The sequence below is a fragment of the Gordonia hankookensis genome, assembly GCF_014673215.1.
In the GTDB taxonomy this organism is placed as follows: Bacteria; Actinomycetota; Actinomycetes; order Mycobacteriales; family Mycobacteriaceae; genus Gordonia; species Gordonia hankookensis.
In genome coordinates, this window is sequence record NZ_JACWMS010000001.1 from 435371 (window position 1) to 462205 (window position 26835).

Sequence of the window (26835 nt, forward strand, 5' to 3'; positions counted from 1 at the left end):
TCGGCGGCCGCCCCCGATGACCACCCGCTCCGATTCCCCCGTACCCGGCCGATTCACGTTGGTCCTGCACTCCCATCTGCCATGGCTGGCCAACCACGGCCGGTGGCCGGTCGGTGAGGAATGGCTCTATCAGTCCTGGGCCGGTTCCTACCTGCCGCTGTTCGCGATGCTGCGCCGGCTTGCCGACGACGGAGCACTGGATCAACTGTCACTCGGCATCACGCCGGTGCTGGCCGCACAACTCGACGATCCGCACTGCGGCTCGTCGATGCACGAATGGCTCGCCGACTGGCAACTCCGTGCGGTCGAGGCGGCGATCTCGCCCGACCCGTCGCGTCGCACACTGGGCAGTCGCGAGTACCTCGCGGCAGCGGATGCGATGACCGAGTTCGAGACTCACTGGCGGCACGGCGCGAGCCCGCAGATCCGCACACTCGCCTCGTCCGGCGTCGTGGAGATCCTGGGCGGCCCGCTGGCCCATCCCTTCGCCCCGCTCCTCGACCGTCGGCTTCGGCGGTTCTCGCTGGCCGAGGGGCTCGACGACGCGCGAGCACGGTGGGCGGCTCGTCCGGCGGGCATCTGGGCCCCGGAATGTGCGTTCGACCCGGGAATGGAGACCGAGTACGCCGCGGCGGGCGTCGGCCATTTCATGGTGGACGGTCCGACGCTGAAGGGTGACACCGCCCTCGGCAGGCCCGTCGGTGACACCGATGTCGTGGCGTTCGGCCGAGATCTGAGCATCAGCTACCGCGTGTGGTCGCCGAAGTCGGGATATCCGGGACATGCCGCCTACCGCGACTTCCACACCTATGACCACGCCACCGGCCTGAAACCGGCCCGGGTCACCGGACGCGGAGTCTCGTCGGCCGACAAGAAGCCCTATGACCCGGCGCGCGTGGATGCCGTGATCGACCGTCACGTCGACGATTTCGTCGACCATGTGCGACGCAGACTCATCGACGAATCCGCACGACAGGGGCGCCCTGCGCTGGTGGTGGCGGCCTTCGACACCGAGTTGTTCGGCCATTGGTGGCACGAGGGTCCCCTCTGGCTCGAACGCGTCCTGCGCCGGCTCCCCGAAGCGGGTGTCGAGGTCGGAACGCTCGCCTCGGCCCGACGAGACGGCTTCGTCGGTACACCGGTGGAGCTACCGGCGTCCTCGTGGGGATCGGGCAAGGATTGGCGGGTGTGGAACGGCCCGCAGGTCGAACACCTCGTCGCACTGAACGCCGAGGTCACCGAGACGGGACTCGAGGCGGTCGACAAGATCCTCGCCCCGGGGATCGGTGGCGCGCCCGGCCACCCGGCCGGACGCAACCGGGTGGCCGACCAGATCCTCCGCGAGACCCTGCTGACGGTGGCCTCGGACTGGCCGTTCATGGTCTCCAAGGACACCGCGGCCAACTACGCTGTGGACCGGGCACACAAACACGCGCACGCGACCCGCGAGATCTGCGACGCCGCACTCCGGGGACGGCACGACCTGGCGAACCGCCTCGCCGGCGACTGGGCGCGCGCCGACAATCTGTTCGCCGGGCTCGATGCGCGACGATTGCACACCAGGGATGCGGTCGACGAGGTCCGGGGATGATCGCGACGGGGGATGGTAGATGAGGATCTTGATCGTCTCGTGGGAGTACCCGCCCGTGGTCGTCGGCGGCCTCGGCCGTCACGTTCACCACCTGGCGACCGAACTCGCCGCCCAAGGACACGACATCGTGATGCTCACCCGCCGTCCGACCGGGACCGACGCGGTGAGTCACCCGACCACCGACACCCGTGTCGACGGTGTCCGGATCATCGCGACGGCCGAGGATCCCCCGGAGTTCGAGTTCGGCCGCGACATGATGGCATGGACGTTGGCGATGGGCCATTCGTTCGTCCGGACCGGCCTGAGAGTTCTTGCCGGCGAACGTAATACACCGGAGCAGCAGCCCTGGGTACCCGACGTCGTCCATGCCCACGACTGGCTCGTGGCGCATCCGGCGATCGCCCTCGCCGAATTCTTCGACGTTCCGCTGGTCTCGACCATCCACGCCACCGAGGCAGGCCGCCACAGTGGCTGGGTGAGCGGACCCACCAATCGGCAGGTGCATTCGGTGGAGTGGTGGCTGGCGACCGAATCGGACTCGCTGATCACCTGCTCGGCGTCGATGCGCGACGAGGTCACGCGACTCTTCGGACCCGACCTCCCGGACGTCTCGGTGATCCACAACGGGATCGATATCAGGACCTGGCCCTTCGCGCCACGGCCGGTTCGTTCCGGCCCACCCGAACTGTTGTTCGCGGGGCGCCTCGAATACGAGAAGGGTGTGCAGGATCTGCTGGCCGCGCTCCCCCGCATCCGACGCACCCATCCCGGCACCACCCTGACCGTCGCCGGGACCGGTACACAACAGGAGTGGTTGGTCGAACAGACCCGGCGCCACCGCGTGACCAAAGCCGTCCGGTTCCTCGGCGCCGTGGACCACCAGGGTCTGGTCGGTCTCATGCATCGATGCGCGGCCATCGTGCTGCCCAGCCGCTACGAGCCGTTCGGGATCGTCGCACTCGAGGCTGCCGCGACCGGCGCGCCATTGGTGGTGTCGACGGCGGGCGGACTCGGCGAGGCGGTGACCGACACCACGACCGGACTCACCTTCGATCCGGGCGACGTGGCGGGCATCGCGACGGCGGTGCGTGCAGCGCTGGGCGACTCGGCGGCGGCCGCCACCCGCGCCGCACGTGCGCGCGACCGACTCACCGAGGAGTTCTCGTGGAGTGAGGTCGCCGAGCGCACCGCAGGCGTCTATCTGGCTGCCAAACGCCGGGTCCGTCATCCGGTCGGACGACCGAGCATCCCGGAACGCCCCCTGCCGGAACGCGATCCGGGACAATCGGACTGAGGCATCACCCAGCGCCACCCAGAGGAGCCACCGACGTGCGCAGTCCGATCTTCGACCAGGTGAATCGAGAGAAGCAGAGCACCGAGCGGTGGACGATGCAGTCCGACAAGATGCTCCGGGTCGGATTCGGGCCGGAAGCGTTGGCCGCCAAGGGCGCGATGGTCGCCTATCAGGGCGAATTCGACTTCTCCCACGAAGGATCGGGCAGCGTGTCGAACTTCCTCAAGAAGGCGGTCACGAGTGAGGGCGGCCAACTCATGCGGGTGCGCGGCCAGGGCGAGGTGTTCTTCGCGCGCCGGAACAGCAACGTCTTCACCATCGACCTCGAAGGTGACTCCATCACCATCAACACCTCGAGCCTGCTGGCCTTCGATGCGTCACTGCAGTGGAAGATCACGTCGCTCGGCAACGCGGGCATGCTCGCCGGCGGGCTCTTCAACCTGACGTTGACGGGGCAGGGCACCGTCGGCATCAGCAGCGACGGCCCGCCGATGCTCCTCGACTGCTCGGTGCAGCCCACATTCGTCGACCCGCAGGCCGCGATCTGCTGGTCGGCCGGTCTTACGCCCGGCATCAAGAACGACTTCAAGCTCGGGTCACTGATCGGTCGCGGTTCGGGCGAGTCGTTCCAGCTGTCGTTCCACGGTCCCGGCTTCGTCGTGGTGCAGCCCAGTGAGGGAGTCGCCGTCACGCCAGGGCGCTGAGCGCGCTCACCGCTCCCGCTCGGCCGCCGCCTTCTTCCGCTCGATGTCGGCGAGCGCGCGTTCGAGCTCGGCTCGCTCCTCGGCACTCGTGGCCCAATCGTCCTTGCGATTCTTCACGACCCGGGCAGGTGCACCCACCGCGATCGAGAAGTCTGGGATGACACCTCTGACCACCGCGTGCGAACCGAGCACACAGCCGCGGCCGACGATCGTGTTGCGCAACACCGACACCTTGGCCGCGACCCAGGTGTCCGGCCCGATCCGCACCGGGCCCTTCACGATGCCCTGGTCCTTGATGGGCAAGGTGATGTCGTCCATCTTGTGGTCGAAGTCGCAGATGTAGCACCAGTCTGCGATGAGCGTGGAGCCGCCGATCTCGAGATCGAGGTAGGAGTTGACGACATTGTTACAACCGAAAACGGTCTTGTCGCCGATCTTCAGACTGCCCTCATGACAGCGGATCGAGTTACCGTCGCCGATGTGCACCCAGCGCCCGATCTCCATTCTCGACATCTGAGGGGTCGCGTGGATCTCGACGTTGCGGCCCAGGAAGACCATGCCGCGCAGCACCACGTGGGGGTTGGCGATCCGAAAGCGCGCCAGCCGGTAGTACCGAACGAGATACCACGGCGAATACGCCCGGTTACGCAGCACCCACCGCAGCGAATCAAGGCTCAGAAACCGCGCCTGTGCTGGGTCTCGGCGCCGGCCCGCCGTCCACCGGGACCGATAGGAGGCATTCCACATCGTGGTCATGACGACAAACCCTAATCGACCCGAATTCCGGGCACGATAGGCTCTCTGCTGGCACGTCGTCCGACGGGGCAGATCGCGATGAGAACAGGAGCTTCGATGGCTGTGACGGCCGGTGGGCGTCGGGTTCCCCGTCGCGTTGCGACAACCTTCGCGGCGCTGCTGGTGACCGTCATCGCCGTCGTGGTGTCGGCCTGCTCGGACGGCGAGGTCGATGTCCGGTCGGTGGCCGGCCCCGGGTGGTCGAGCTACGGCGGCAACGCAGCCAACTCGAACTTCTCCTATCCCCCCGTTCCCGACGACCTCGCGCTCAGCTGGACCCGCCCCACCGGTGGGCCGGTGACCGCGCCGGTCACGATCTCCACCCAGTCCAACGTCGGCGTCACGTCGAACACGGCGAGCGGGTGCAATCTGTTGATCCTCGATCCGCACAGCGGCCGGAAGAACTTCTGCAAGCGGATGCGCCCGGGTATCGAGGTCAACTCGCTGCTGTCCGACCAGTTCGACCAGCCGTACGTCGGTGAGGAGACCACCTTCCTGGCGTTCAACGCAGGTGGTGCGATCCGATGGCGGAGGCCCGTGTCGGGAGTTCCGTTGTCGGCCAAGTTCGCCGCGCCAGGGCAGGTCCTCGTCGCCACCACCCAGGGCCAGCTGCTCCTCATCGACAGCCAGACAAACGAACTCGTCGCACCCGAGGTGCGGCTGCGCGCCGATGCCGACCCCGACGACCCGACCAACGGCTTCGGCGAGTGCGTGACCAACGGCCCACGCTGCGCGGTTCCCGCGCCGCCTGCCGTCGACGAGGCGCACGAGAGGTTCTTCCTCAATTTCTGGCCGCAGGGCGCCATCGCATCGCAGGTCCGGGCGATGTCCTACGCCGAGCAGAACGGCGCGCGCGTGATGCGTGAGGCCTGGCATGCCGATGTCCCCGGCGGTGTCGTCGGGTCGCCGACATTGTCCGCAGACGGCGCCACGGTGTACACCTTCAGTCGCCTCGGCAAGCTCGTCGCCCTGGATGCGGCCACCGGCAAGACGCGGTGGACCTATGACAACGGCGGCTACGGCTTCGGCACCATGTCGGTGTCGCCGGACGGCCTGATCATCCCGACGGGAGTGCTCGGTGCCCCGCTGACGCTGCTGCGTGACCGTGGCGATCATGCCGAGCAGGTCTGGCAGCGCAAGGATCTCGCATCGGTGAGCCTGTCCACCCTGACCGCTCAGGACACCGCATGGACCGTCATCCGCGACAAGGGCAAGGACACCTTGTCACTGGCCGAGGTCTCGACCGCCGACGGCTCGACGAAACGCACACTGGCGCTTCCGGAATCGGGAGGATTCGCGACGGGTGTCGCCGTGTCTGCCAAGGGGCAGATCGCGACCGCGACGAATATCGGCAAGGTCTACTTCTTCGACAGCAGGTCCGAGATCGACTGATCTGCCACCGAATCGGAACCAGCGAAGGTCTTCCGGTACGACGACGGTGACATCCCCAGGCCACGTCGGAGGTGATGGCGGAGGTTGTCCGCCGTCCCCAGGCCGGACCGTTCGGCGACGAGATCGACTGGCAGGTCACCCGTTTCGAGCAGTTCTCGGGCATGGTCAAGGCGCCGTTCGCGCACCCACACCCCGGGCGGGACGCCTGTCTCCGCTCGGAATCTGCGACTGAAGGTCCGCGGGCTCATCCCGGCGCGCGCGGCCAGCTGCGGCACCGACAGCGGTTCGGTCAGGTTGCGCAGCGCCCACTCCTGGGTGGGAGCCGTCGTCCGCTCACCCGCGTTCGGCACATGGCGCTCGATGAACTGCGCCTGCCCGCCCTCGCGCCACGGCGGCACCACACAGTGGCGAGCCACCCGATTGGCCACGGCAGATCCGTGGTCACGCCGGATGATGTGCAGGCACAGGTCGATTCCCGCCGCCAGCCCCGCCGAGCTCAGCACGTCACCATCGTCGGTGAACAGCACTCGCTCGTCGAGCTCGACCCGCGGGAAGAGCCTGCCGAAGTCCTCGGCATAACGCCAATGGGTGGTCGCCCGACGCCCGTCGAACACACCGGCCGCGGCCAGGACGAACGCCCCCGTGCAGATCGAGACCAGCCGCGTCCCCGGACGGATGGTCGACCACGCCGCAGCGAGGTCCTCGGGTAGTTCCCCCAGACGGCGGGCGAGTTCCACCTTGGTGCCCGGGACCACCACGGTGTCGGCGGTGGCGAGCACCTCGGGGCCGGCCGCCGCGACCAGCTGGTAGTCGGTGGTCGAATCCACCGGGCCCGGCACCGGACCACAGGTCACCACTTCGTAGAGCTCCCGCCCCTGATCATCGACCGCCTGCCCGAAGAGCAGGGACGGAATGGTCGCGTCGAACCCGACGACGGGCGGTACCCAGAGAACTGCCACCCGATGGCGACGACCAGACGGTGATGGGTTGGCATGATTTTCCGACATATTGTCGATTATGCCAATGGTGTGATCCGTGGACCATGCCCGATGCTTGTCCCATGACCACACGTCTCGAGTCGGGCAGCCGCGTGCCCTGGGCCTGGCTCGTCGCCGGAGCCTCGTTCATCGCGATCATCGGCGCGGCGGGATTCCGCGCGGTGCCCAGCGTGATGATGGATCCGCTGCACATGGAGTTCGGGTGGTCGCACGCCACCGTCGGTGCCGCGATGTCGATCAACATGGTCCTGTTCGGCGTCACCGCCCCGTTCGCCGCGGCCCTGATGGACCGCTTCGGCATCCGCCCGGTTCTCACCGGCGCACTCCTGCTGATCGCCGCCGGTACCGGTCTCGGCGTCTTCATGTCCGCGAGTTGGCAGTTGCTCGTGCTGTGGGGCGTGCTGGTGGGCCTGGGCACCGGCTCCATCTCGATGGGATTCGTCGCCACGGTGTCAACGCGATGGTTTGTCGCACGACGTGGCCTGGTCACCGGAGTGCTCACGGCCGCGAGTGCCACCGGGCAACTGATCTTCCTGCCGGTGATCGCCCAGGTGACCGACAGCCACGGGTGGCGTTGGGCATCGGTCCTCGTCACGCTCGCGGCTCTGGCGGTCATCCCGCTGGTGCTGCTGCTGATCCGTGACCATCCCCGCGACGTGGGTACCACCGCATATGGCGCAGGCCCCGACGACACCGAGGACCACCTCCCCAACGGAAGTTTCGGGGCGGCAGCCCGCGGACTGGTCAGCGGTGCCAGAGTGCCCGCATTCTGGTTGCTGGCAGGCAGTTTCGCGATCTGCGGGATGACCACCAACGGATTGATCGGCACACATTTCATCCCGGCCGCACACGATCACGGCATGCCGACGACGGTTGCCGCCTCGCTGCTCGCGACGATCGGGATCTTCGACGTCGCCGGGACCATCTTCTCCGGGTGGCTCACCGATCGCGTGGACGCGCGTGTGCTGCTCGTCATCTACTACCTCGGCCGTGGCGCTTCGCTCGTCCTGCTGCCGATGCTGCTGTCTCCGCATGCGGAGCCCAGCACCTGGGTCTTCATCATCTTCTATGGTCTGGACTGGGTCGCCACGGTGCCGCCGACCATCGCGATCTGCCGCGAGTACTTCGGCGCGGCGACGCCGGTGGTCTTCGGCTGGGTGTTCGCGTCACATCAGATCGGGGCCGCGGTGGCTGCATTCGGTGCGGGTTACATCCGAGACGCACAAGGCAGCTATGACAACGCCTTCCACGTGGCCGCCGCCCTCTGCGTGGTCGCGGCGATCCTGTGCGGGGCGATCCGCCGCAGGCTCCCTGACCCGCGGCCGGACCTCGAACCGGTGCACGACGACCCCGAGATCAGAACGGCCTCATCCGAACACAGCGCGTGACCGTCAGAACCGGACGCCGGGCTCACAGAGAAAACCGATCCCCTTGCGGCCGATGCGGGTCAGCACGAGCGACAGGGGCCGGGAACCGCCGAGCTTCAACCGTTTGCGAAGCCGATCCGGGTCCACATCGAGTCCACGGACCAAGATCTCGAGGCTTCCGCAGTCATGTGCGGCAAGACGCTTGCGCAGTTCCTTCTCGGCGACACCGGTGGCCTCGATGACCCGAAAGCCTCGCTCCCCGGCAGGCACGTCGTCGCCGGTGAGGTAGGCGATCTGCGGGTCGAGCTGCCAGAGTCGGTGCCGGCGAGCGTAATTCCGGACCAGTCCGGCCCGCACGACCGCACCGTCCGGGTCGATGATCCACCGCCCCACCTCGCCGACCGGCACCTGGTCGGCACCATCGTCGACGACCTCGTAGCCCGCCACCGAGCCGTCCGGGCGGGACCGCAGGACGGTGGCGCGCCGACTCGGGTCACCATCACGTTCGGTCCACAGGCATGCCTCGCGAACCGCCCCGTCGAGCGAGGTGATCTGCACCTGACCGGCGAATCCGAAGCGATCCCGAAGCATCCGGTAGTCCAGCCCCGGAGCGCATTTCACACCGATCGGCCGACCGGCATAGGTGGTGAGCACATCGAAGAGTGGCGGCGCGAGCTGATCGAGCCGGAACACCCTACCCGCCCCGGATCGCCGCGCCGGATCGGCGAGCACGACGTCCGCGGTGGAGGTCGGGGTGAGGGCGTCTGCCTGCACGATCGTGGTCCGGCGATCGGACAACGATCCGTTGTGGCGCGCCATGCGCAGACGCACCGGGTCGATGTCGCTGCCCAGGACACCCGAGATCCCTTCGTGCGCGGCGAGCTCCATGATCTCGGCACCGATCGAACACGTGACATCGTGCACCACCGCCCCCGGGAAGCGCTCGGCTATCTCGGCCGCACGGTGTCGGGCCACCGCACTGGCGGTCGCCTGTTGCAGCGCGTCGTCGGTGAACAACATGTCGTCGGCCGCGTCGAGTCTCGCACGTCCTCGACGGCGACACCGCACCGTCTCGATCAGGGCGCCGTCGTATGAGCCGTACCGTCGGCGCAGCTCACCGATGTCGGCGAGCATCGACACCGCCGAGAGGTCCAGCATCGAGGCGGAGTCGAGCGCCTCGATGCCCGTCGGAGTCTGCAAGAAGGCGACGTCGTCGAGTGTGAATCGATACCCCATCGCCGATCATCCTTCCCGGCCGACGTCCGCTGCACGGACCCCGCGTTACGGCTTCGTGCCGGCGACGATCGCGTTGTAGAAGAACTTGGGCGGCACCACTTTCCGCAGGACTTTCTCGTCCAGCCAGGACAGCCGCTTCCATCCGTTGAACGCGAACATGGCCCAGCCCCAACCGAGCTTCGACGGCGGGACCGCCGCCTCGAAGGTCCGCACCGGCCACCCGAGCATGGCCGCGGCGAGTTCCTCGGTCGCGGTCTCCACGGCCGTCGCCCCCGCGGCGCGCGCCATGCGTTCGAGCTCGGCCGGATCAAAGGTGTGGATGTCGACGACGGCCTCGAGAGCAGCGGCGCGCGACGACTCGTCGAGCTCCTCCTGGGGACGCCGCCAGGACTGCAGCGGTCCGAGTCTGGTGATGTTGGTGGTCGCCGCCCACGTCGCCCGGCTCATCCACCGGGCATAGAAATCGCCGATGGTCGTCGGTTCTCCGGCGAACACGAATCGGCCACCCGGCTTGAGCACCCGCAACACCTCGCGCAACGCCTGCTCGACATCCGGGATGTGATGCAGGACAGCGTGTCCGACGACGAGATCGAAAGTGTTGTCGTCGTACGGGATCTTCTCGGCGTCGGCGACGCGACCGTCGACATCGAGGCCGAGGTTCTCGGCATTGCGCAACGCGACCTTGACCATGCCGGGCGAGAGGTCGGTGACCGAGCCCTTCTTCGCCACACCGGACTGCATGAGGTTGAGCAGGAAGAACCCGGTGCCGCAGCCGAGTTCCATCGCCCGCTCGTACGGCAGCGCGGTGTCCGACGCGACCGCGTCGAAACGTCCACGCGCATAGTCGATGCAGCGCTCGTCGTAGGAGATGGACCACTTGTCGTCGTAGGTCTCCGCCTCCCAGTCGTGGTAGAGCACCTGCGCGAGTTTGGTGTCCTCGAGGGCCGCCTTGACCTGTTCCTCGGTGGCGTGCGGATTCGGCTCCGGATCGGTTCCCGGCGTCACATTCGTGGTCATTCCTCGGCTACTTCCTCGTCATCGGGGTGAATCGCGGTCTGGTGAATCGCGGTTGGTGGGTCACTTGCCGGTGAACTCGGCCTTGCCCGGGCCGTTCTCGATGAAGGACTTCATCCCGACGGCACGGTCCTCGGTGGCGAACAGTGCCGCGAAGAGCTGTTCCTCGATCTTCAGACCGGTTGCGAGATCGACTCCGAGTCCCTGATCGACCGACTTCTTGCCGGCCGCGAGCGCGATGGACGCCGCATTGCGGAACTGCCCGGCCCACGTCAATGCCGCGTTGTACACCTCGTCGGGCGCCACGACCTCGTCGACCAGACCGATGGCGAGCGCTTCCTCGGCGCCGACGAAGCGACCGCTGAAGATCATGTCCTTGGCCTTGGCCGGCCCGACCAGTCGGGCGAGACGCTGGGTTCCGCCGCCACCGGGGATCACGCCGAGCAGGATCTCGGGCACACCCAGTTTGGCGTTGTCCCCGGCGATGCGCCGGTCCGCGCCGAGGGCGACCTCCAGACCACCTCCGAGCGCGTACCCGGTGATCGCGGCGACCGTCGGCTTCGGGATGTCGGCGATGGAACCGAGAGCAGCCTGCAGCCGACCGGCGACCTTGCTCATCTCCGCATAGGTCATGTCGTTCATCTCTTTGATGTCGGCGCCCGCGGCCAGCACCTTCGGTCCGCCGTAGACGACCACGGCCTTGATGTCGTCACGCACGGTCGCCTCCGCGGCGGCCGCAGCGAGTTCGGTCTGCACCTGCCGATTCAGCGCGTTCATCGGAGGACGATCGAGCCGGATGGTGCCCACGCCGGGATGATCATCAGATGTCTCGAGGGTGACGAACTCAGCCATGGTCGAAGGCTACCGTCTGCATTGCGTGTGCAGCCCCGGCGGGGGAGGTCACGGCTCTACAGTTGGCTCATGGCGAAGGCCTCGGAAGCCGGTGAGCCGGTCGAGCTGGAGGTAGGTGACCGGACGATCCGTCTGTCCAGCCCCGATCGCGTGTACTTCACCGAACGCGGCGAGACGAAACGCGACCTGGCCGAGTACTACCTCGCCGTCGGCGACGGGATCGTCCGCGCACTGCGCGAACGACCGTGCATGCTGCACCGGTTCCCGAAGGGAGTCAGCGGGAAGAAGGTGCACCAGAAGCGGATCCCGGCCGGCGCACCCGACTGGCTCGAAACCGTCGAGATCTGGTTTCCGCGCTTCGGCCGCACCGCCGACGAACTCTGCGTCACCGAGCTGGGCAGCGTGATCTGGGCCGTCCAGATGTCGACGGTCGAGTTCCATCCGTGGAACTCGCGGCGCCAGGACCCCGAGTGCCCGGACGAATGGCGTATCGACCTCGATCCGATGCCGGACTGCCCGTTCTCCCGTATCCAGCGAGTCGCACACGTCGTCGAGGAAGTCCTCGACGAACTCGGCATCCGGGGTTTCCCCAAGACGTCGGGCGGACGGGGACTGCACATCTACGTGCGGATCGAACCGGAATGGGGCTTCCCGCAGGTGCGCAGCGCCGCGCTCGCCTTTGCACGTGAGGTCGAACGCCGCGCCCCTGCCGACGTGACGACGACGTGGTGGCGCAAAGACCGTGATCCGGCCGCCGTGTTCGTCGACTTCAACCAGAACACCCGTGATCACACCATGGCCTCGGCATACTCGGTGCGCGGGAATCCACGCGCGACGGTCTCGGCACCCATCGACTGGGCCGAGATCGATGAGGTGGCACCCGACGATTTCACCATCGCGACCATGCCTGCCAGGTTCGCCGAGATCGGCGATCTGCACCGTGAGATCGACGATGTCGCCCACCGGCTCGACACCCTGCTGGAATGGGCTGAGCGCGATGGCGCCACCATCGGCGACGTCGGTGGTGACGGGCTCGATGGTGACGGGGTCGTCGACCTGGATTCCTGAGCTGCCCCGTGATCAGCGACTGAGGCCGGGCACCTCGCGGTCGGCGGCGACGGCGAAGTACCGATCCGATCCGGCGAACTTGAGACCGGCCAGCCCGGCGCCGGGCGTGACGGACGGTTCGATCGGCTCGATCACCCGATCAGCGCCCAGCAGTTCCGCGACCGAGGAGAACTCGGCCAGATGATTCAGCTGCGCCCAGGTCGGCGGGAGAAGCGTGTGCTCGTTCGCGATCCACGCGTCGAGGGCGGCACGCGGTGTGGCCCATGCGGTCACCTCGGCCTCGGTGGTCTTGCCGTCGGCCGTCTGTCCCTCGGGCAACGCTGCCAGGAAGAAACGGGTGTCGTAGCGACGCTTCTCGATGATCGGGGTGATCCAGTGGGCCAGCGGTCGCAGGAGATCTGCCCGCAGGCTCAGCCCCTCCCCGCGGAGGAAATCACCCAGCGACAGCGTCTTGTCGACGAGTTGGTCGCGATGGGACTCGTACGACTGCGGATCGACCGGAGTGCCATCGGGTCGGCTGGCCAGCAGCACGCCGCATTCTTCGAAGGTCTCGCGGACCGCGGCACACACCAGCGCCTGCGCCGTCTTGGGGTCGGTGTGGAACGCGTCGGCCCACCACTGCGCGTCTGGCCCGGTCCAGTCGATGTCGGCATCCGCGTCGCGCGGATCAACCCCGCCACCGGGAAAGACGGTCACCCCGCCCGCGAAAGCCATCTGCTTCACCCGGCGCTGCAGGAAGACCTCGACACCGTCCTCCGAGTCACGGACCAGCACCACCGTCGCCGCCCCACGCAGCGGGGCAGGTTCGGTTGCGGTCGGTTCCGGGGCAGATGGGCTCATGGCAGACACTCCTGTCGAACGATCACCGTATGACGGTAGCGCGCGCCGATCAGCCTGCCGCTCGGCGATGCCCTCCGGGGCGCCGGGTCCGCCGGGCGAAATAGCGCCCGTCGACCTTGCTCAGGGTGATCTGCTGCCGGAACGCCGTCGACAGGTTCTCGCTGGTGAGGACATCGTCGAGAAGTCCCTGCCCGACGATCTCCCCTTCGGAGAGCAACATGACGTGAGTGAATCCGTCCGGGATCTCCTCGACGTGGTGGGTGATCAGCACGATCGCGGGCGCCTCCGGATCGGAGGCCAGTCGACCGAGGCGGTCCACCAGTTCCTCCCGGCCGCCGAGGTCGAGGCCTGCCGCCGGTTCGTCGAGCAGCAGCAGTTCCGGATCGGTCATCAGCGCACGCGCGATAAGGACTCGTTTGCGTTCACCCTCCGACAACGTCCCGAACAGGCGATCGGCGAGGTGTTCGGCACCCAGCGACTCCAGGGACTCGACTGCCTGAGCGCGGTCGATGTCGTCGTAGGTCTCGCGCCACCTCCCGATGACCGAATACCCGGCAGAGATCACCACGTCGCTCACGACCTCGTCGGCGGGTACCCGTTCGGCCAGGGCCGCGCTGGACACACCGATGCGTGTCGAGAGCTCCCGGACCTCCACCTTCCCGAGCGGCTCGTTCAACACAAAGGCCCTACCGGCGGTCGGGTGGACCTGCGCGGCGGCCAGCCGCATGAGCGAGGTCTTGCCCGCGCCGTTCGGCCCGATCACCACCCAGCGTTCATCGAGTTCGACCTGCCAGGAGACGGGCCCGACCAGTGTGTTGCCACCGCGGACCAGCGTCACGTCGCGGAAATCGACCAACAGGTCCGGATCGGATTCGTACACCTCGTCGTCGTCGGTCGCGTCTGTCACTCCCCCATGGTGCCCTACGACGATGGCCGCCGCGTGGAGCCATGCGACACATGCTCGCCGACAAGGGAATCCGACATGCCGGAATACACCGGGGCGCCGGCGCCTTGACCACTACATGAGTGTTGATCTGTCCATCCTCGACCTGGCGCAGGTCGGCCCCGGTGAGACCGTGCATGACAGCTTCGTCGCGAGCGTCGACATGGCACAGCGCGCGGAACGTTGGGGCTTCCGTCGCATCTGGTACGCGGAGCACCACAACATGTCGTCGATCGCCTCGGCCGCGCCAGCTGTTCTCATCTCACATGTGGCGGCACACACCGAATCGATCCGGCTCGGCGCCGGTGGCGTGATGTTGCCGAATCACTCGCCACTGGCCATCGCCGAACAATTCGGCACCCTCGGCGAGCTGTACCCGGGTCGCATCGATCTCGGACTCGGCCGGGCGCCGGGCGGAGATCAGCAGACCTTCGCCGCATTGCGACGCTCGATGGCGTCGGCAGATCGGTTCCCATCGGATGTGCTGGAACTGCAGGGGTACCTCCGTGGTCAGTCTCGTGTCGAGGGTGTGGCGGCGACGCCGGGCGCCGGGACCGACATCCCGCTGTACATCCTTGGCTCGTCGCTCTTCGGCGCCCAACTCGCCGCCGCGCTCGGCCTCCCCTATGCGTTCGCATCGCATTTCGCGCCGCAGGCCCTCGAGGAGGCTGTCGCGGTGTACCGGCGCGAGTTCCAGCCGTCCGAACAGCTCGAGTCCCCTTATGTGATCGCCGGTGTCTGTGTGATCGCCGATGACGACGAGGCGGTCGCCCAAGAGCAACTGCGGCAGGCAAAACGTCACCGTGTCAACGCGCTCTTCGGCCGCGGCCGGAAGTTCACCGACGAGGAGGCCGACATGATCCTCGACATGCCGCAAGGCCGTCAGATCGATTCGATGATGACCTACGCAGGCGTCGGCACACCGACGCAGGTGCTCGACTACCTCGACTGGTTCGCAGGCCACGCCGCAGCAGACGAACTCATCGTCGCGTCCATCGCTCCTGATCGAGAGATCTGGCGGAACACCTTGGGGCACATCGCTCCGGCGACCGCACGTACCGCGACGCCCTGACAGTTCGCAGCACCCGCCGGGCGTCGGATCAGGTCACGTCGGGAGCGAGACGGAAGTCCGCGAAATCGAAGCCCGGCAGCACCAGACAGCTGACCAGCGACGGCTCCTCGTCGGTCGGTCGGGCGCGCTGCCATGTGCCGGGCGGGACGACGGCCTGGGGCTGCTGACCTTCGGCGATGTCGGCCCCGACCACGATGCCCGCGGGCGCACCGGGCGTCGGTCCGTTGCCACCCAGTTCGAGCAGCACCGGCGAGCCTCGGTGATGCAGCCACAGCTCTGCACCGCGGACCGTGTGCCACGCGGAATGCTCACCCGGCAGAAGCAGGAAGTAGATTGCGGTACCGGCCGATCGATCACCCGGATAGCCGTGCGGGAGAACATCGGCCGGGATCGTGACATCGCTGCGCCACGTCTCCCGATACCAGCCGCCTTCCGGATGCGGCGAGAGACCGAGCCCCCGTGCCCAATCCGGCAGTTCCGAGGCTGCACTCATCCGTCGATCACCTCCGCGATCACCGTCACCGATCCGGGTGCGATCTCGGTGAACCCGGCGTCGCGGACCGCGACCGCGTGACCCGTCGAGTCGGCGTCGAGCAGCGCCGCCCACTGCGCTGGCGACGCCTCGCGAACCGCGAGCGAACACGCCGCCCGGCGCCATTCCCGTGCCCGGTCCGCTGTCATCAGCTTGACGGCGAGCATCGCACCGTGACCGACCTGGGCTGCGGCCTTTCCCACCGTCATCTCGAGACCCGGATTGATCCAGAGGCACACTCCCACGTCAGGTGCGGTGGACGCGACCTCCCCGCCGATCTCCGTCCCGCCGATCTGCAGACGGGAGATCCGCTTGTCGACATCGCCGACCCGACCCGGCACGATCGCCCGCGCCTGCGCACTGCCCTGCGCGACGGTCACGCCCCAGACCTCCTGCGCCGCTGCCCATTGCGCACCGCGTGCACGGCGAGCGATCTTGCGGATGCGGGCATCGCACCAGGCATCCAGCGGCGCCCTCCACGGGCCGTCGCCACCTGAGCGGTCGTCGAGACAGAGCAGCGCCACCGAGCGGGCGGCAGCGGTCAGCAGCTCGGTGCGATCCGGCGGATCCGCCTTCTCGATCCGCACCACCATCTGCATGGCCAGCACGTCGCCGGGATCGTCCGGGTCCTCTCCCCCTCCGACATAGTCCACCAGGCGCCGATAGGCGTCGTCGAAAGGGTCCGCGGCATCGATCTCGGTCGCCGTGTCGGTCACCCCCACATCACCCCCAGTTCTCTGCTTTCGTGAGGCAGAACGGATGTCCCGACGGGTCCAGCAGCACCCGCCACGTCTCGCCGGGCTGCTCGGCCGGTACCGTCGCACCCAGCTCGACACATCGCGCCGACGCCGAATCGATGTTCTCGACGGCCAGGTCGAAGTGGAATTGCTTGGAGCCGTTGGGATTCGGCCACGCGGGTGGCACATAATCGGGAATCGCACCGAACCCGAGCGCGGCTCCCGTGCCCGTCAGCATCGCGTAACCGTCGCCCGATGCGGTGATCTGCCAGCCGAGCACCGCCGACCAGAACTCGGACGACACCTTCGCGTCGGCACAATCGAGCGTGACCATCGCCAGATCGCCGACCTTGTGTTCACTCGCCATCAGAATGTCCTCTCCCTGGGTGATTCGACAGTCCGATCATGCTCCTCGCCGCCGACAACGGCTTGAAGGAATACGACACGTCCATCGCTCAGCCGAGCGGCACGCGCCGGACCACCCCGTCCGCGGCGTCGGCCGCCTCGATCTCGTCGCGCGTGACGCCCAGGATGAAGAGCACCGCGTCGAGGAAGGGGTGGCTCAGTGCCGCGTCCGCGACCTCGCGCAGGGCCGGTTTGGCGTTGAAAGCGATGCCGAGGCCGGCCACGCTGAGCATGTCGATGTCGTTGGCGCCGTCCCCGACTGCGATGGTCTGCTCCATCGGAACGCCGACCTGGTCGGCGAAAGCGCGCAGTGCCTTGGCTTTTCCCGCGCGGTCGATGACCTCCCCGACGACCCGTCCGGTCAGTTTGCCGTTCACGATCTCGAGCGTGTTGGCTCGCACGAAATCCAACTCGAGTTCGTGCGCGAGTCCCTCGATCACCTGGCGGAATCCGCCGGAGACCACGCCGCAGTGGTAGCCGAGACGATGCAGGGTTCGGACCGTGGTCCGTGCGCCGGGCGTCAGTTGCAGTGAGCTTGCCACGTCGTCGATCACGCTTGCATCCAGGCCGGCCAGGACGGCGACCCGTTGATGCAGTGACTCGGAGAAGTCGAGCTCACCGCGCATGGCGGCCTCGGTGACCGCCGCCACCTCGGCTTCCTTACCCGCCTTGGCCGCCAGCATCTCGATCACCTCACCCTGGATGAGCGTCGAGTCGACGTCGAAGACGATGAGACGCTTCGCGCGCCGGGCCAGCCCCCCACGCTCCACCGCGATGTCGACCCCGTGGTCGACCGCAACCGCCGCCAGACCCTTGCGTAACGCCGAGTCGGCCGCGATGTCGTCGCGGTTGGTGCTCACCATCAGTTCCAGGCCGGTGAGCGGATAGTCCGCGACGCCGCGGATGGAGTCGATGTTGCCGCGCTGACTGGCGAGTTCGGCGGCGATCGCACGAAACGCGCGTGCGGTCACCGGACTGCCGAGGACCACCACCGCGTGGCTCGACGGACGTCGGGTTCCGGTGTCCGGACCGACCTCCACGATGACGTCGATGCCCACCGAGTCCATGGCCTGTTCGACCACGTCCTGGAGTTCCTCGGGATCCCCCGAAGCCGACACCAGCACACCCAGCGTCAGCCGACGCCGGATCACCACCTGCTCGACGTCGAGGAGGCTGACCTTCTGGCCTGCCAGCGCACCCATGAGCACCGACGTCACGCCGGGCTTGTCCGGCCCGGTGACGGTGATCAGGACTGTGGTGTCACCCGATTCCTTCGCCACGTGTTCGCGGTTGCCCGTGGCGTCAGCGCGGATCCGCGTCCCCGGACGCCTCGTGATCGCCGGTGGTCAGTGGCGCTCGACGGAGGTGCTCGGCCTCTTCGGCAACCTGCCGATCATGGCCGTGCTCGTCGTGACCCGGGCCGACATGAGCCTCCGCACGCATCCGGTCGATCATGTGCGGATAGTGCAGTTCGAAGGCCGGACGCTCGGAACGAATCCGGGGCAGTTCGGTGAAGTTGTGCCGCGGCGGCGGGCAACTGGTGGCCCACTCGAGCGAGTTGCCGAAGCCCCACGGGTCATCCACCGTGACCACCTCGCCGTACCGGTAGCTGCGGAAGACGTTCCACAGGAACGGCAGGGTCGACAGGCCGAGGATGAAGGCACCAAGCGTCGACACCATGTTCAGTGTGGTGAACCCGTCGGACGGCAGGTAGTCGGCGTAGCGCCGTGGCATGCCCTCGTTACCGAGCCAGTGCTGCACCAGGAAGGTGGTGTGGAAACCGATGAACGTCAGCCAGAAGTGGATCTTGCCGAGGCGCTCGTCGAGCATGCGGCCGGTCATCTTCGGGAACCAGAAGTAGATGCCGGCGTACGTCGCGAACACGATGGTGCCGAAGAGCACGTAGTGGAAGTGGGCGACGACGAAGTAGCTGTCGGACAGGTGGAAGTCGAGCGGCGGGCTGGCGAGCAGCACACCGGTGAGACCACCGAAGAGGAACGTGACGATGAAGCCGACAGAGAACAACATCGGCGTCTCGAACGTCATGTTGCCCTTCCACATCGTGCCTATCCAGTTGAAGAACTTCACACCGGTCGGCACCGCGATGAGGAATGTCATGAAGGAGAAGAACGGCAGCAGCACGGCACCGGTGACGTACATGTGGTGCGCCCAAACGGCCACCGACAGCGCGGCGATCGACAGTGTCGCGTACACCAGTCCCGAGTAACCGAAGATCGGCTTGCGGGCGAACACCGGGAAGACCTCGGACACGATGCCGAAGAACGGCAGGGCGATGATGTAGACCTCGGGGTGGCCGAAGAACCAGAACAGGTGCTGCCACAAGATCACACCGCCGTTGGCGGGGTCGTAGAGGTGCGCGCCGAACTGACGGTCGACCTCGAGACCCATGAGAGCAGCGGTCAGCAGCGGGAAGGCGAGCAGGATCAGGACGCTGGTCACCAGGATGTTCCAGGTGAAGATCGGCATCCGGAACATGGTCATACCGGGTGCGCGCAGACACACGACGGTGGTCACCATGTTGACCGCGCCCAGGATGGTGCCCAGACCGGACACGGCCAGACCCATGATCCACATGTCGGCGCCGATGCCGGGCGAGTGGATCGCATCGGTCAGCGGCGTGTAGGCCGTCCAGCCGAAGTCGGCGGCACCACCCGGGGTCAGGAAGCCTGCGACCGCGATCGTGGAACCGAACACGAACAGCCAGAAGCCGAAGGCGTTCAGACGCGGGAACGCGACGTCGGGCGAACCGATCTGCAGCGGCAGGACGAAGTTCGCGAAGCCGATAACGATCGGCGTCGCGTACATCAGCAGCATCACCGTGCCGTGCATGGTGAACAGCTGGTTGAACTGCTCGGTCGACAGGAACTGCATGCCCGGATGAGCGAGCTCGCCACGCATCAGCAGCGCCATCAGGCCACCGATGAGGAAGAACGCAAAGCAGGCGGTTATGTACATCATGCCGATCAACTTGTGATCGGTCGTCGTCAGCAGCTTGTAGATGAACGAGCCCTTGGGCTGGTAGCGCTCCGGATACGGACGCACTGGTGCCACTTGCGTGGTGGGCTGGTCTACCGCGGTCACAGATCCTCCTCGTTGCGCAACCGATCAGGGCCGGTCAACTCCCGTTTCCCCGCGGTCGCCACATGAACAAAGCGAGCGCTGAGTACTGATCCTAAACCCTCACACGGGCAGTGGCCGAGTGGGTCCTACGATACGTCGTATTCGACTGTCCGGGCCCCTCATCGGCACAGTTCAGGGCCCCCTTCGGCGGCGACGCGCTGGCCGTCGGGCGCCATCGCCCGTCGTCGCCGGCGACGCGGCGCGACCGCGGGAGGCCAACCGATCGCCCGGTGCTAGCGTGATCGCGTGCACCGCAGCGGCGAAACCCGGTTGAAACGGTCGGATCGAGGGGCCCGGGGCGTGGTTCGGGCCATCGGGGCCATGTCGTCGATCGCCGCCCTGCTGGCCGTCGCCGCCTGCAGCGACAACGCGCCTCTGACGACACCCGATGGTCAGCCGGTCTCCACGGTCACCACGCGGGTGGCCGAGGTGAACATCGTCAACGCCGACCGTGACCTGACCAAGACCTGCCTCGCGCCCACGGCACCAGATGCCGGACAAACGGACCCGGCCCGCATCGTCGTCACCGATCCGAGGCTCCTGGACGCCGTGTGCGCTCTGGGAATCGGACCGAGGGTTGTCGCGGTGACCGCCCAGAAGGGTGCGATCCCGACCTACCTCGGACCGCAGTTGACGTCGGTCCCGGCGATCGGCGAGGGTCCGGATCCTCAGGCCGCGAGAGCGGCGGCACCGGACCTCGTACTGAACAGTTCACAGAGTTTCGGGACCGGCGACCACACATTTCCGGGCATTCGTTCGGCGACCATCGACGTCAACAAGGATTGGCAGTCGCAGTTCCAGGCCACCGCCGACGCTCTCGGCCGGTCATCGACCGGGAAACGACTGCTCGACGAGTTCCACGCCGAGACCCAGAAGACCGGACGGCGTATGGACGCTCCGCACAGCCAGGTATCGCTCGTCCGTTTCACCGGAACTTCCGAGATGATCGCCGGGACCGAGACGTTCGCCGGACAGATCCTGTCGGAGGTCGGCGTGCAGCGACCCGAACCGCAGCGCTCACCCCGCTCGTTCACTGTCACCGACAAGAATTTCACCGACGCCGACGGCGACCTCATCTACGTCAGCTTCCAGGGCGAGGACGGGCTCGAGCACGGAAAAAAGGTGCTGCTGAGCGATCGCTGGCTCGACATGGGTGCGCCCACGTGGAAGCGGGTTCTCTCTGTCGACGATCAGATCTGGTACGGAACCTCCGGCCTCGCTGCCGCCTGGCTGGTCCTGAACGACGTGAAGGGATCCCTCGATGGCAACTCGTGATCTGGCCGTACAGGCCCGGGAACTGCTCGATCTGCACCGGCCCGGTGATCCGGGGGTGTTCCCGACGGTGTGGGACGCCTGGTCGGCAGGTCTCGCGGTGAGCGGCGGTTTTGCGGCGCTCACGGTGGGCAGCCACCCGGTCGCCGACTCGATCGGTCGGGCCGACAACGAGGGCATGACCTTCGACGAGTTGCTGGCCCGGGTGCGCCAGATCAGCGACGCCGTCGACGTCCCGCTGTCGATCGACATCGAATCGGGCTACGGCGAGTCGCCCGAACGCCTCATCGAGGGACTGCTCGAGGCCGGCGCGGTCGGCCTCAACATCGAGGACACCGTGCACTCCGAGGGCGGTCGTCTCCGCGATGCACAGGAACACGCGGATCTGGTCGCCGCGCTGCGCAGCGTCGCCGACGCGGCCGGTGTGCCGGTGGTCATCAACGCGCGGACGGATCTGTTCCTGAAGCAGGTCGGCGACGAGGCGGATCGGGTCGACCGGGCGGTCTCGAGGTTGACCTTGTGCGCCGACGCCGGGGCGAGTTCGCTCTATCCGGTCGGTTTCCACACCGACGCCGTCCAGCGGCGGCTCTGCACCGAGCTGCCGCTGCCGGTGAACGCCATCGGCAACCCGGCCGAGGGCTCGCGCGCGCATTTCGCCGAGCTCGGCGTCGGACGGATCAGCTTCGGCCCGCTGTGGCAGATGAGCATCGCCCAGCGAGCGACCGATCTGCTCGCCGACTGGCACTGAGTCCGATTCCGATCCGGCCGTCGGACTAACGGTCAGTCTGCGTTCAACCCTGGTCTCGGGACCCGGGACGTATGAGCCTGGACGCATGAGTGTCACCGACGACTACCTCGCCAACAACGCCGAATACGCGGCAACCTTCACCGGGCCCCTGCCCCTGCCGCCGAGCAAGCATGTGGCGGTGGTCGCCTGCATGGATGCCCGCCTCGACGTTTACCGCATCCTCGGCCTCGGCGACGGTGAGGCGCATGTGATCCGCAACGCCGGCGGCGTCGTCACCGACGACGAGATCCGCTCGCTCGCCATCAGCCAGCGCCTGCTCGGCACCACCGAGATCATCCTCATCCACCACACCGACTGCGGAATGCTCACATTCACCGACGACGACTTCAAACGCGATATCCAGACCGAGACCGGCCAGAAGCCGGAGTGGGCCGCCGAGGCGTTCCCTGATCTCGACGAGGATGTCCGGCAGTCGATCACCAGGATCAAGAACAGCCCGTTCATCACGAAGACGAGCTCGCTGCGCGGATTCGTCTTCGACGTCGCGACCGGCGTATTGAACGAGGTCGCCGCCTGACCTGCCGCACTCGACGACACGGACACCGGAGACGCCTCCCACATTGGTTACAGTTGCGGTTACAGTAGTGGCATGAACTCGAAGGTGCCCTCCGACTACGCGGATCTGCTCGAACGGCCGATCGTCGGCGTTCTCGCCACGGTCAGCCCCGACGGCTCCCCCAACCTGACCCCGAAACAGTTCACCTGGGACGGTGCGCATCTGCGGGTGAGCCAGACGATCCCCCGCAAGAAGTTCGTGAGTCTGCAGGCGAACCCGAATTACGCGTTCATGATCACCGATCCCGACGCACCCGCCCGCTGCCTGGAGGTCCGGGGCTGGCTGGTCACCGTGGAAGAGGACAAGGGCGCCCAGTTCTATCTCGACCTGGGCAAGAGGTACGGCGAGACCGACGGTGAGCCGCCGTCGGATGCCGACGATAGGGTGGTCATGATCCTCGATGCCACTCGATTCACCACGAAATAGGTCGACCACAGCCTCGACCGCCGACGCCTCCCCGACCCTGCCGCTGCACGCACTCTGGCGGCCGGGCGTTGGTCTGGCGCTGTGGTGGGCGGTGCCCGGAGCCGGCCCCGACGACCTCCCCGAGCTTCTCACCGACCACCTGTCCCGCAGACGCGCACGCCGGGAACTGGCCGTCATCGGTGAATCCGGGCGGCGCGAGTTCGTTCCCACCATGACCCTCGGTGCGGGGTCCGGGGTCGCATTTCTCGACCTCACCCGGCCGCACGCGGTCAGCGGGGAGATCCGCTGGTACCGATATCTGCTCGACGGCGTGCGAGCCCACATCGCCGCGGGCGCGGTGGCGCCAGGGGTCGCCGAGATCGACGGCGAACCGATGCTGCGGTGGCAGGCCGTACCGACCTCGTCCTGGCAGAGCTGGATGTCCGTCGTCTCGGCGACGGCACCTGGGCTGGTGGCGGAGAACGGTGGCACCGATGCGATCACCGACCTGCTCGGCGAACTCGTCGATCACGAATGCCGCGGACGGATCGCCGCCACGGGGCCGATCGCCGTCGACGGGCAGCCGTCCGGATGGCTGTTGCGCGCGCTGTGCCCCGATCCACCGGACCTCGAGGCCGACGGCCGCTCACGGTTGCGAAACGCATCCACGGCCTGGATGCACTGGAACAACGCCTCGCCACAGGATGATTCGACCATCGTTTTCCGACTGCACGAACCGGAGGACGAATCCGACGACGACCTCGGTGCCCGTCGGGGACCCGACGATGCCCGGTGGCGGTTGGAGGTGTGCAGGCGCGCGTCGGACGGCCGGATCCTCGCCGTCGTACCGCACCGGCTCGACGGACACGAGCTCGATCGGGTGACCACCGGACTCGCCGCCGCCGTGCGCGCCTTTCCCGAGTTGTCACAGGCGGAACCGGATCGGCACACCCTCGACTTTCTGCTGACCACCCCTGTCGTGGAGAAGCTGTTCGCCGGCGGCGCCGCCGTCCTGACCGATGCCGGTTGTCCGGTGCTGCTTCCCCGCACCATCGCCGAGGTGCGTCCGGCACTCGGGTTGCGCGCTCGGCCGGTGGCGACCAGCACCGGCCGCGCCGCGCAGATCGGGGTCGCCGAGGTCGGCGAGTTCGAGTGGCGCCTCGCGCTCGGCGACGATCCAGCCGCCCTGAGCCTCTCCGATGCCGACCTTGCCGAGCTCGCCCGACAGCAGGGCGACCTGGTGCGGATTCATGGGGTCTGGGTGCGCGCAGAGGGCGCCGCGCTCACTCGCGCGGCGGCCTTCGTCATCGCGCAGCGCGCCAGCGCGGCGTCGGATCAGCCGGCGGACATGGGCGAACTGTTCAATCTCGTCGTCGACACCGTGCCGGTCCCGGTGACATCGATCGAGGGACTCTCCTGGCTCGACGACATAGCGACCGGCGGCGCTCTACGACCTGCGCCGGTCACCGCTCCACCGTCGTTGCGCGCCGAGCTCCGGCCGTATCAGCAGCGTGGGCTGGACTGGCTGTCGTACCTCGCCACCCACCGGATCGGCGGGGTCCTCGCCGACGACATGGGGCTCGGCAAGACCGTGCAGGTGATCGCGTTGTTGTGCCACGAGCAGGCCACCGATCCCGCCCCCGGACGCCCGACGTTGATCATCTGTCCGATGTCGGTGGTGGGCAACTGGGAGCGGGAGATCGCCCGTTTCGCCCCCGATCTGCGCGTGGCCGTCCACCACGGGACCGCCCGGGCCGCCGGGAGCCGATTCGGCGCCGTACATGCCGACGCCGACGTCGTCCTCACCACCTTCGCCATCGCGACGCGCGACCGTGATCTGCTGAAGGCCCATCGGTGGCGGCGGGTCGTCGTCGACGAGGCCCAGCACGTCAAGAACGTCGCCACCAAGGCGGCCAAGGCCATTCGCGCGGTACCGGCGGACCATCGCATCGCATTGACCGGCACGCCGGTCGAGAACCGGCTCGAGGACCTGCGGGCGGTGATCGATCTGGTCAACCCCGGACTCCTCGGCTCCGCTTCCCGATTCCGGGCGAGGTTCGCCGAACCCATCGAACGCGAACGCGACCCCGCGGCGATCCGCAGACTGGGCGCCCTCACCCGTCCGTTCATCCTCCGGCGGGAGAAGTCGGATCCGAGCATCATCTCCGATCTCCCGGAGAAGACCGACATCACCGTCCGGGCCAATCTGACCGTCGAACAGGCGGCGCTCTATCGCGCGGTCATCGACGAGCTCATGGAGGCACTTCGCAGCAAGCAGCAGCGGACCATCCGCCGACGGAACATCCTGGCCGCACTGACCCGCTTGAAGCAGGTGTGCAATCACCCGGCCCACTATCTGGCCGACGGGTCGGATCTGTTGCGCCGCAACAGACACCGGTCCGGCAAGGTCGAGTTGCTGGTGGACATCCTGACCACGGCCGCCGCCGAGGGCGATCGGGCCCTGGTGTTCACCCAGTTCGCCGCCTTCGGCGAGTTGTTGTCGGAGTGGCTGGCACCCCACCTCGGCGAGCCGGTACCGGTGCTGCACGGAGGCCGTACCCGTGGGGAGCGCGATCAGATGGTCGCGCGTTTCCAGGGCGGTGACGGGCCCCCGGCGATGATCGCCACCCTGAAGGCAGGCGGCACAGGACTCAACCTCACGGCCGCCAATCACGTGGTGCATGTCGACCGGTGGTGGAATCCCGCGGTCGAGGATCAGGCCACCGACCGCGCGTACCGGATCGGTCAACAGCAGCGTGTCCAGGTGCACCGGTTCCTCTGTGTCGGCACACTCGAGGAGCGCATCGACGAGATGATCTCCGCGAAACGGGAACTCTCACGGCTGACCGTCAGCTCCGGCGAGAGCTGGCTGTCCGATCTCGGCGACGACGAGCTCTTCGACCTGTTCCGACTCCGCGACGAGGCGGTGAGCGAATGAGTCGCGGCAGCGAACGCAGGGGCAGCGGACGGCTCACGTCGACACGGGGCTACGGAGTGAGCCGGTGGGGACGCGCCTTCGTCGATGTGGTCGAGGGGGTGCACAGCGGCGACGCAGACCGGCGGCGGATCACCCAGGCCCGACGCTACTTTCGCGATCATCATGCCGAACGGATCGCGATCTCGGACGCCGCGGTGACAGCAGCAGTCCGGGGCAGTCAGCTCGACCCCTTCGAGGTGACCCTGAGCATGCGGCCCGTCGACGTGCCCACCGTCATCGCCCTGCTCCGGTCGCGTGACGCCGCCGGCGACCTCATGGCCCTGGCCCGGGGCGAACAGCCGACCACGGTGGGCGAACTGCTCCTCCCGACCGAATCGGCGGACATCGCCGCGGATTGTTCCTGTCCCGACGAATCCCCCCGGTGCATCCATGTACTGTGCGTCGCCTACGAGGTCGCGGCGGAGATCGACCGCAGCGCAGTGACATTGCTGACGGTCATGGGCACCGACCTGGCCACCTTGCTGTCCTCGGCGACGGAGGTGTCGCAATCGCGCGGCGATGGCGGTCCGCCCTCGCGCGAGCACGCATCTGCACCGGCCGTCGACTTCTACGGGACCAACGCCGTGCTGCCTCCGCTGCCGAACCCGCCCCGGCTGAACCCGATCATGGACCTGGACCCGGATGCGTTGCGCAAGGCACTACGCGCCTCCGGCGTCGCCCCCGCAGACATCGGCGAGACCCTGGACCTGCTCGACGAACTGTACGAACGACTCCACACGTAGCCACTGACCGACCGACCAGCAACTCCACCGGTAACCGCTGATCGAGTAGCCGGCGAGCGCAGCGAGTCGGCGTATCGAGATCACGCCCACCGA

25 protein-coding genes are annotated in these 26835 nt (G+C 67.4%); 13 read left to right on the forward strand and 12 right to left on the reverse strand.

Annotation, left to right across the window (positions count from 1 at the left end):
* The first annotated feature begins 16 nt into the window (after positions 1–16).
* From IDF66_RS02020 to IDF66_RS02030, 3 genes are read left to right on the forward strand one after another with little or no spacing between them, the layout of a single operon-like run.
* Complete coding sequence (locus tag IDF66_RS02020) at positions 17–1591, forward strand: 1,4-alpha-glucan branching protein domain-containing protein (protein WP_190265552.1); 1575 nt, start codon at positions 17–19, stop codon at positions 1589–1591.
* A gap of 19 nt (positions 1592–1610) precedes the next feature.
* Positions 1611–2885, forward strand: coding sequence for a glycosyltransferase family 4 protein (locus IDF66_RS02025; protein WP_164309046.1), 1275 nt, complete (start codon positions 1611–1613; stop codon positions 2883–2885).
* Positions 2886–2920: 35 nt separating this feature from the next.
* Positions 2921–3589: an AIM24 family protein gene (locus IDF66_RS02030; RefSeq protein WP_190265553.1), complete on the forward strand. Its 669-nt coding sequence runs from the start codon at positions 2921–2923 to the stop codon at positions 3587–3589.
* Between the two features lie 6 nt (positions 3590–3595).
* On the opposite strand, the gene IDF66_RS02035 is transcribed toward IDF66_RS02030, so the two are convergent.
* A complete protein-coding gene (locus IDF66_RS02035; protein WP_164309044.1) occupies positions 3596–4345 on the reverse strand; it encodes an acyltransferase in 750 nt (249 codons plus the stop codon).
* Between the two features lie 96 nt (positions 4346–4441).
* Here IDF66_RS02035 and IDF66_RS02040 point away from each other — a divergent pair, with 96 nt between their 5' ends.
* Positions 4442–5776 (forward strand): outer membrane protein assembly factor BamB family protein, encoded by a 1335-nt coding sequence (locus tag IDF66_RS02040; RefSeq protein ID WP_190265554.1) that lies wholly within the window; start codon positions 4442–4444, stop codon positions 5774–5776.
* Here IDF66_RS02040 and IDF66_RS02045 read toward each other — a convergent pair.
* Entirely contained in the window at positions 5743–6783 is a 1041-nt protein-coding gene (locus tag IDF66_RS02045) for a GlxA family transcriptional regulator (RefSeq protein ID WP_190265555.1), read from the reverse strand. The two genes, IDF66_RS02040 and IDF66_RS02045, sit on opposite strands and share 34 nt — an antisense overlap.
* A gap of 53 nt (positions 6784–6836) precedes the next feature.
* Between IDF66_RS02045 and IDF66_RS02050 the strand changes: the two genes are divergently transcribed.
* Complete coding sequence (locus IDF66_RS02050; protein WP_223309090.1) at positions 6837–8162, forward strand: MFS transporter; 1326 nt, start codon at positions 6837–6839, stop codon at positions 8160–8162.
* A gap of 3 nt (positions 8163–8165) precedes the next feature.
* Here the strand turns inward: IDF66_RS02050 and IDF66_RS02055 are convergent, their stop codons facing one another.
* Genes IDF66_RS02055 through IDF66_RS02065 form a run of 3 tightly spaced genes read right to left on the reverse strand, consistent with a single transcriptional unit; the run spans position 8166 to position 11243 of the window.
* A complete protein-coding gene (locus IDF66_RS02055) occupies positions 8166–9377 on the reverse strand; it encodes a class I SAM-dependent methyltransferase (protein ID WP_190265557.1) in 1212 nt (403 codons plus the stop codon).
* A gap of 45 nt (positions 9378–9422) precedes the next feature.
* Positions 9423–10394 (reverse strand): class I SAM-dependent methyltransferase, encoded by a 972-nt coding sequence (locus IDF66_RS02060; RefSeq protein WP_190265558.1) that lies wholly within the window; start codon positions 10392–10394, stop codon positions 9423–9425.
* Positions 10395–10454: 60 nt separating this feature from the next.
* Positions 10455–11243: an enoyl-CoA hydratase/isomerase family protein gene (locus IDF66_RS02065; RefSeq protein WP_164309040.1), complete on the reverse strand. Its 789-nt coding sequence runs from the start codon at positions 11241–11243 to the stop codon at positions 10455–10457.
* 69 nt (positions 11244–11312) lie between these two features.
* On the opposite strand from IDF66_RS02065, the gene ligD reads away from it, so the two are divergent.
* Positions 11313–12311, forward strand: coding sequence for a non-homologous end-joining DNA ligase (gene ligD / locus IDF66_RS02070; protein WP_164309039.1), 999 nt, complete (start codon positions 11313–11315; stop codon positions 12309–12311).
* A 12-nt stretch (positions 12312–12323) separates the two neighbouring features.
* On the opposite strand, the gene IDF66_RS02075 is transcribed toward ligD, so the two are convergent.
* Together IDF66_RS02075 and IDF66_RS02080 are read right to left on the reverse strand one after the other, a co-directional pair.
* Entirely contained in the window at positions 12324–13151 is an 828-nt protein-coding gene (locus tag IDF66_RS02075) for an NUDIX hydrolase (RefSeq protein ID WP_190265559.1), read from the reverse strand.
* A gap of 49 nt (positions 13152–13200) precedes the next feature.
* The gene (locus IDF66_RS02080) at positions 13201–14031 is read right to left on the reverse strand and encodes an ABC transporter ATP-binding protein (protein ID WP_164309379.1); all 831 of its coding nucleotides are present in this window, start codon (positions 14029–14031) and stop codon (positions 13201–13203) included.
* 142 nt (positions 14032–14173) lie between these two features.
* On the opposite strand from IDF66_RS02080, the gene IDF66_RS02085 reads away from it, so the two are divergent.
* Entirely contained in the window at positions 14174–15166 is a 993-nt protein-coding gene (locus tag IDF66_RS02085; protein WP_190265560.1) for an LLM class flavin-dependent oxidoreductase, read from the forward strand.
* Between the two features lie 28 nt (positions 15167–15194).
* Here IDF66_RS02085 and IDF66_RS02090 read toward each other — a convergent pair whose 3' ends face one another.
* The 5 genes from IDF66_RS02090 to ctaD all read right to left on the reverse strand — a co-directional run bounded on the left by IDF66_RS02090 (position 15195) and on the right by ctaD (position 19942).
* Complete coding sequence (locus tag IDF66_RS02090) at positions 15195–15659, reverse strand: cupin domain-containing protein (RefSeq protein WP_190265561.1); 465 nt, start codon at positions 15657–15659, stop codon at positions 15195–15197.
* Positions 15656–16414 (reverse strand): peptidyl-tRNA hydrolase, encoded by a 759-nt coding sequence (locus IDF66_RS02095; protein WP_317628550.1) that lies wholly within the window; start codon positions 16412–16414, stop codon positions 15656–15658. The genes IDF66_RS02090 and IDF66_RS02095 overlap by 4 nt, the downstream gene beginning before the upstream one ends.
* 7 nt (positions 16415–16421) lie before the next feature.
* The gene (locus IDF66_RS02100; RefSeq protein ID WP_190265562.1) at positions 16422–16802 is read right to left on the reverse strand and encodes a VOC family protein; all 381 of its coding nucleotides are present in this window, start codon (positions 16800–16802) and stop codon (positions 16422–16424) included.
* Between the two features lie 88 nt (positions 16803–16890).
* Positions 16891–18120: a phosphoserine phosphatase SerB gene (gene serB / locus IDF66_RS02105; protein WP_164309033.1), complete on the reverse strand. Its 1230-nt coding sequence runs from the start codon at positions 18118–18120 to the stop codon at positions 16891–16893.
* A gap of 22 nt (positions 18121–18142) precedes the next feature.
* On the reverse strand, positions 18143–19942 hold the full coding sequence (gene ctaD, locus IDF66_RS02110) for an aa3-type cytochrome oxidase subunit I (RefSeq protein WP_164309032.1): 1800 nt from the start codon (positions 19940–19942) through the stop codon (positions 18143–18145).
* A 360-nt stretch (positions 19943–20302) separates the two neighbouring features.
* Here ctaD and IDF66_RS02115 point away from each other — a divergent pair, with 360 nt between their 5' ends.
* The 6 genes from IDF66_RS02115 (at position 20303) to IDF66_RS02140 (ending at position 26742) form a co-directional block, all read left to right on the forward strand.
* Positions 20303–21256, forward strand: a complete 954-nt coding sequence (locus IDF66_RS02115) for a TroA family protein (protein ID WP_223309221.1) — start codon at positions 20303–20305, stop codon at positions 21254–21256.
* A complete protein-coding gene (locus IDF66_RS02120) occupies positions 21243–22001 on the forward strand; it encodes an isocitrate lyase/PEP mutase family protein (RefSeq protein WP_190265563.1) in 759 nt (252 codons plus the stop codon). Before IDF66_RS02115 ends, IDF66_RS02120 begins: the two co-directional genes overlap by 14 nt.
* Positions 22002–22086: 85 nt before the next feature.
* Entirely contained in the window at positions 22087–22578 is a 492-nt protein-coding gene (locus IDF66_RS02125) for a beta-class carbonic anhydrase (RefSeq protein ID WP_164309029.1), read from the forward strand.
* Between the two features lie 72 nt (positions 22579–22650).
* A complete protein-coding gene (locus IDF66_RS02130; RefSeq protein WP_190265564.1) occupies positions 22651–23043 on the forward strand; it encodes a pyridoxamine 5'-phosphate oxidase family protein in 393 nt (130 codons plus the stop codon).
* Entirely contained in the window at positions 23018–25960 is a 2943-nt protein-coding gene (locus IDF66_RS02135) for a DEAD/DEAH box helicase (protein ID WP_190265565.1), read from the forward strand. The genes IDF66_RS02130 and IDF66_RS02135 overlap by 26 nt, the downstream gene beginning before the upstream one ends.
* Positions 25957–26742: an SWIM zinc finger family protein gene (locus tag IDF66_RS02140; protein ID WP_190265566.1), complete on the forward strand. Its 786-nt coding sequence runs from the start codon at positions 25957–25959 to the stop codon at positions 26740–26742. The genes IDF66_RS02135 and IDF66_RS02140 overlap by 4 nt, the downstream gene beginning before the upstream one ends.
* Positions 26743–26835: the final 93 nt, after the last annotated feature.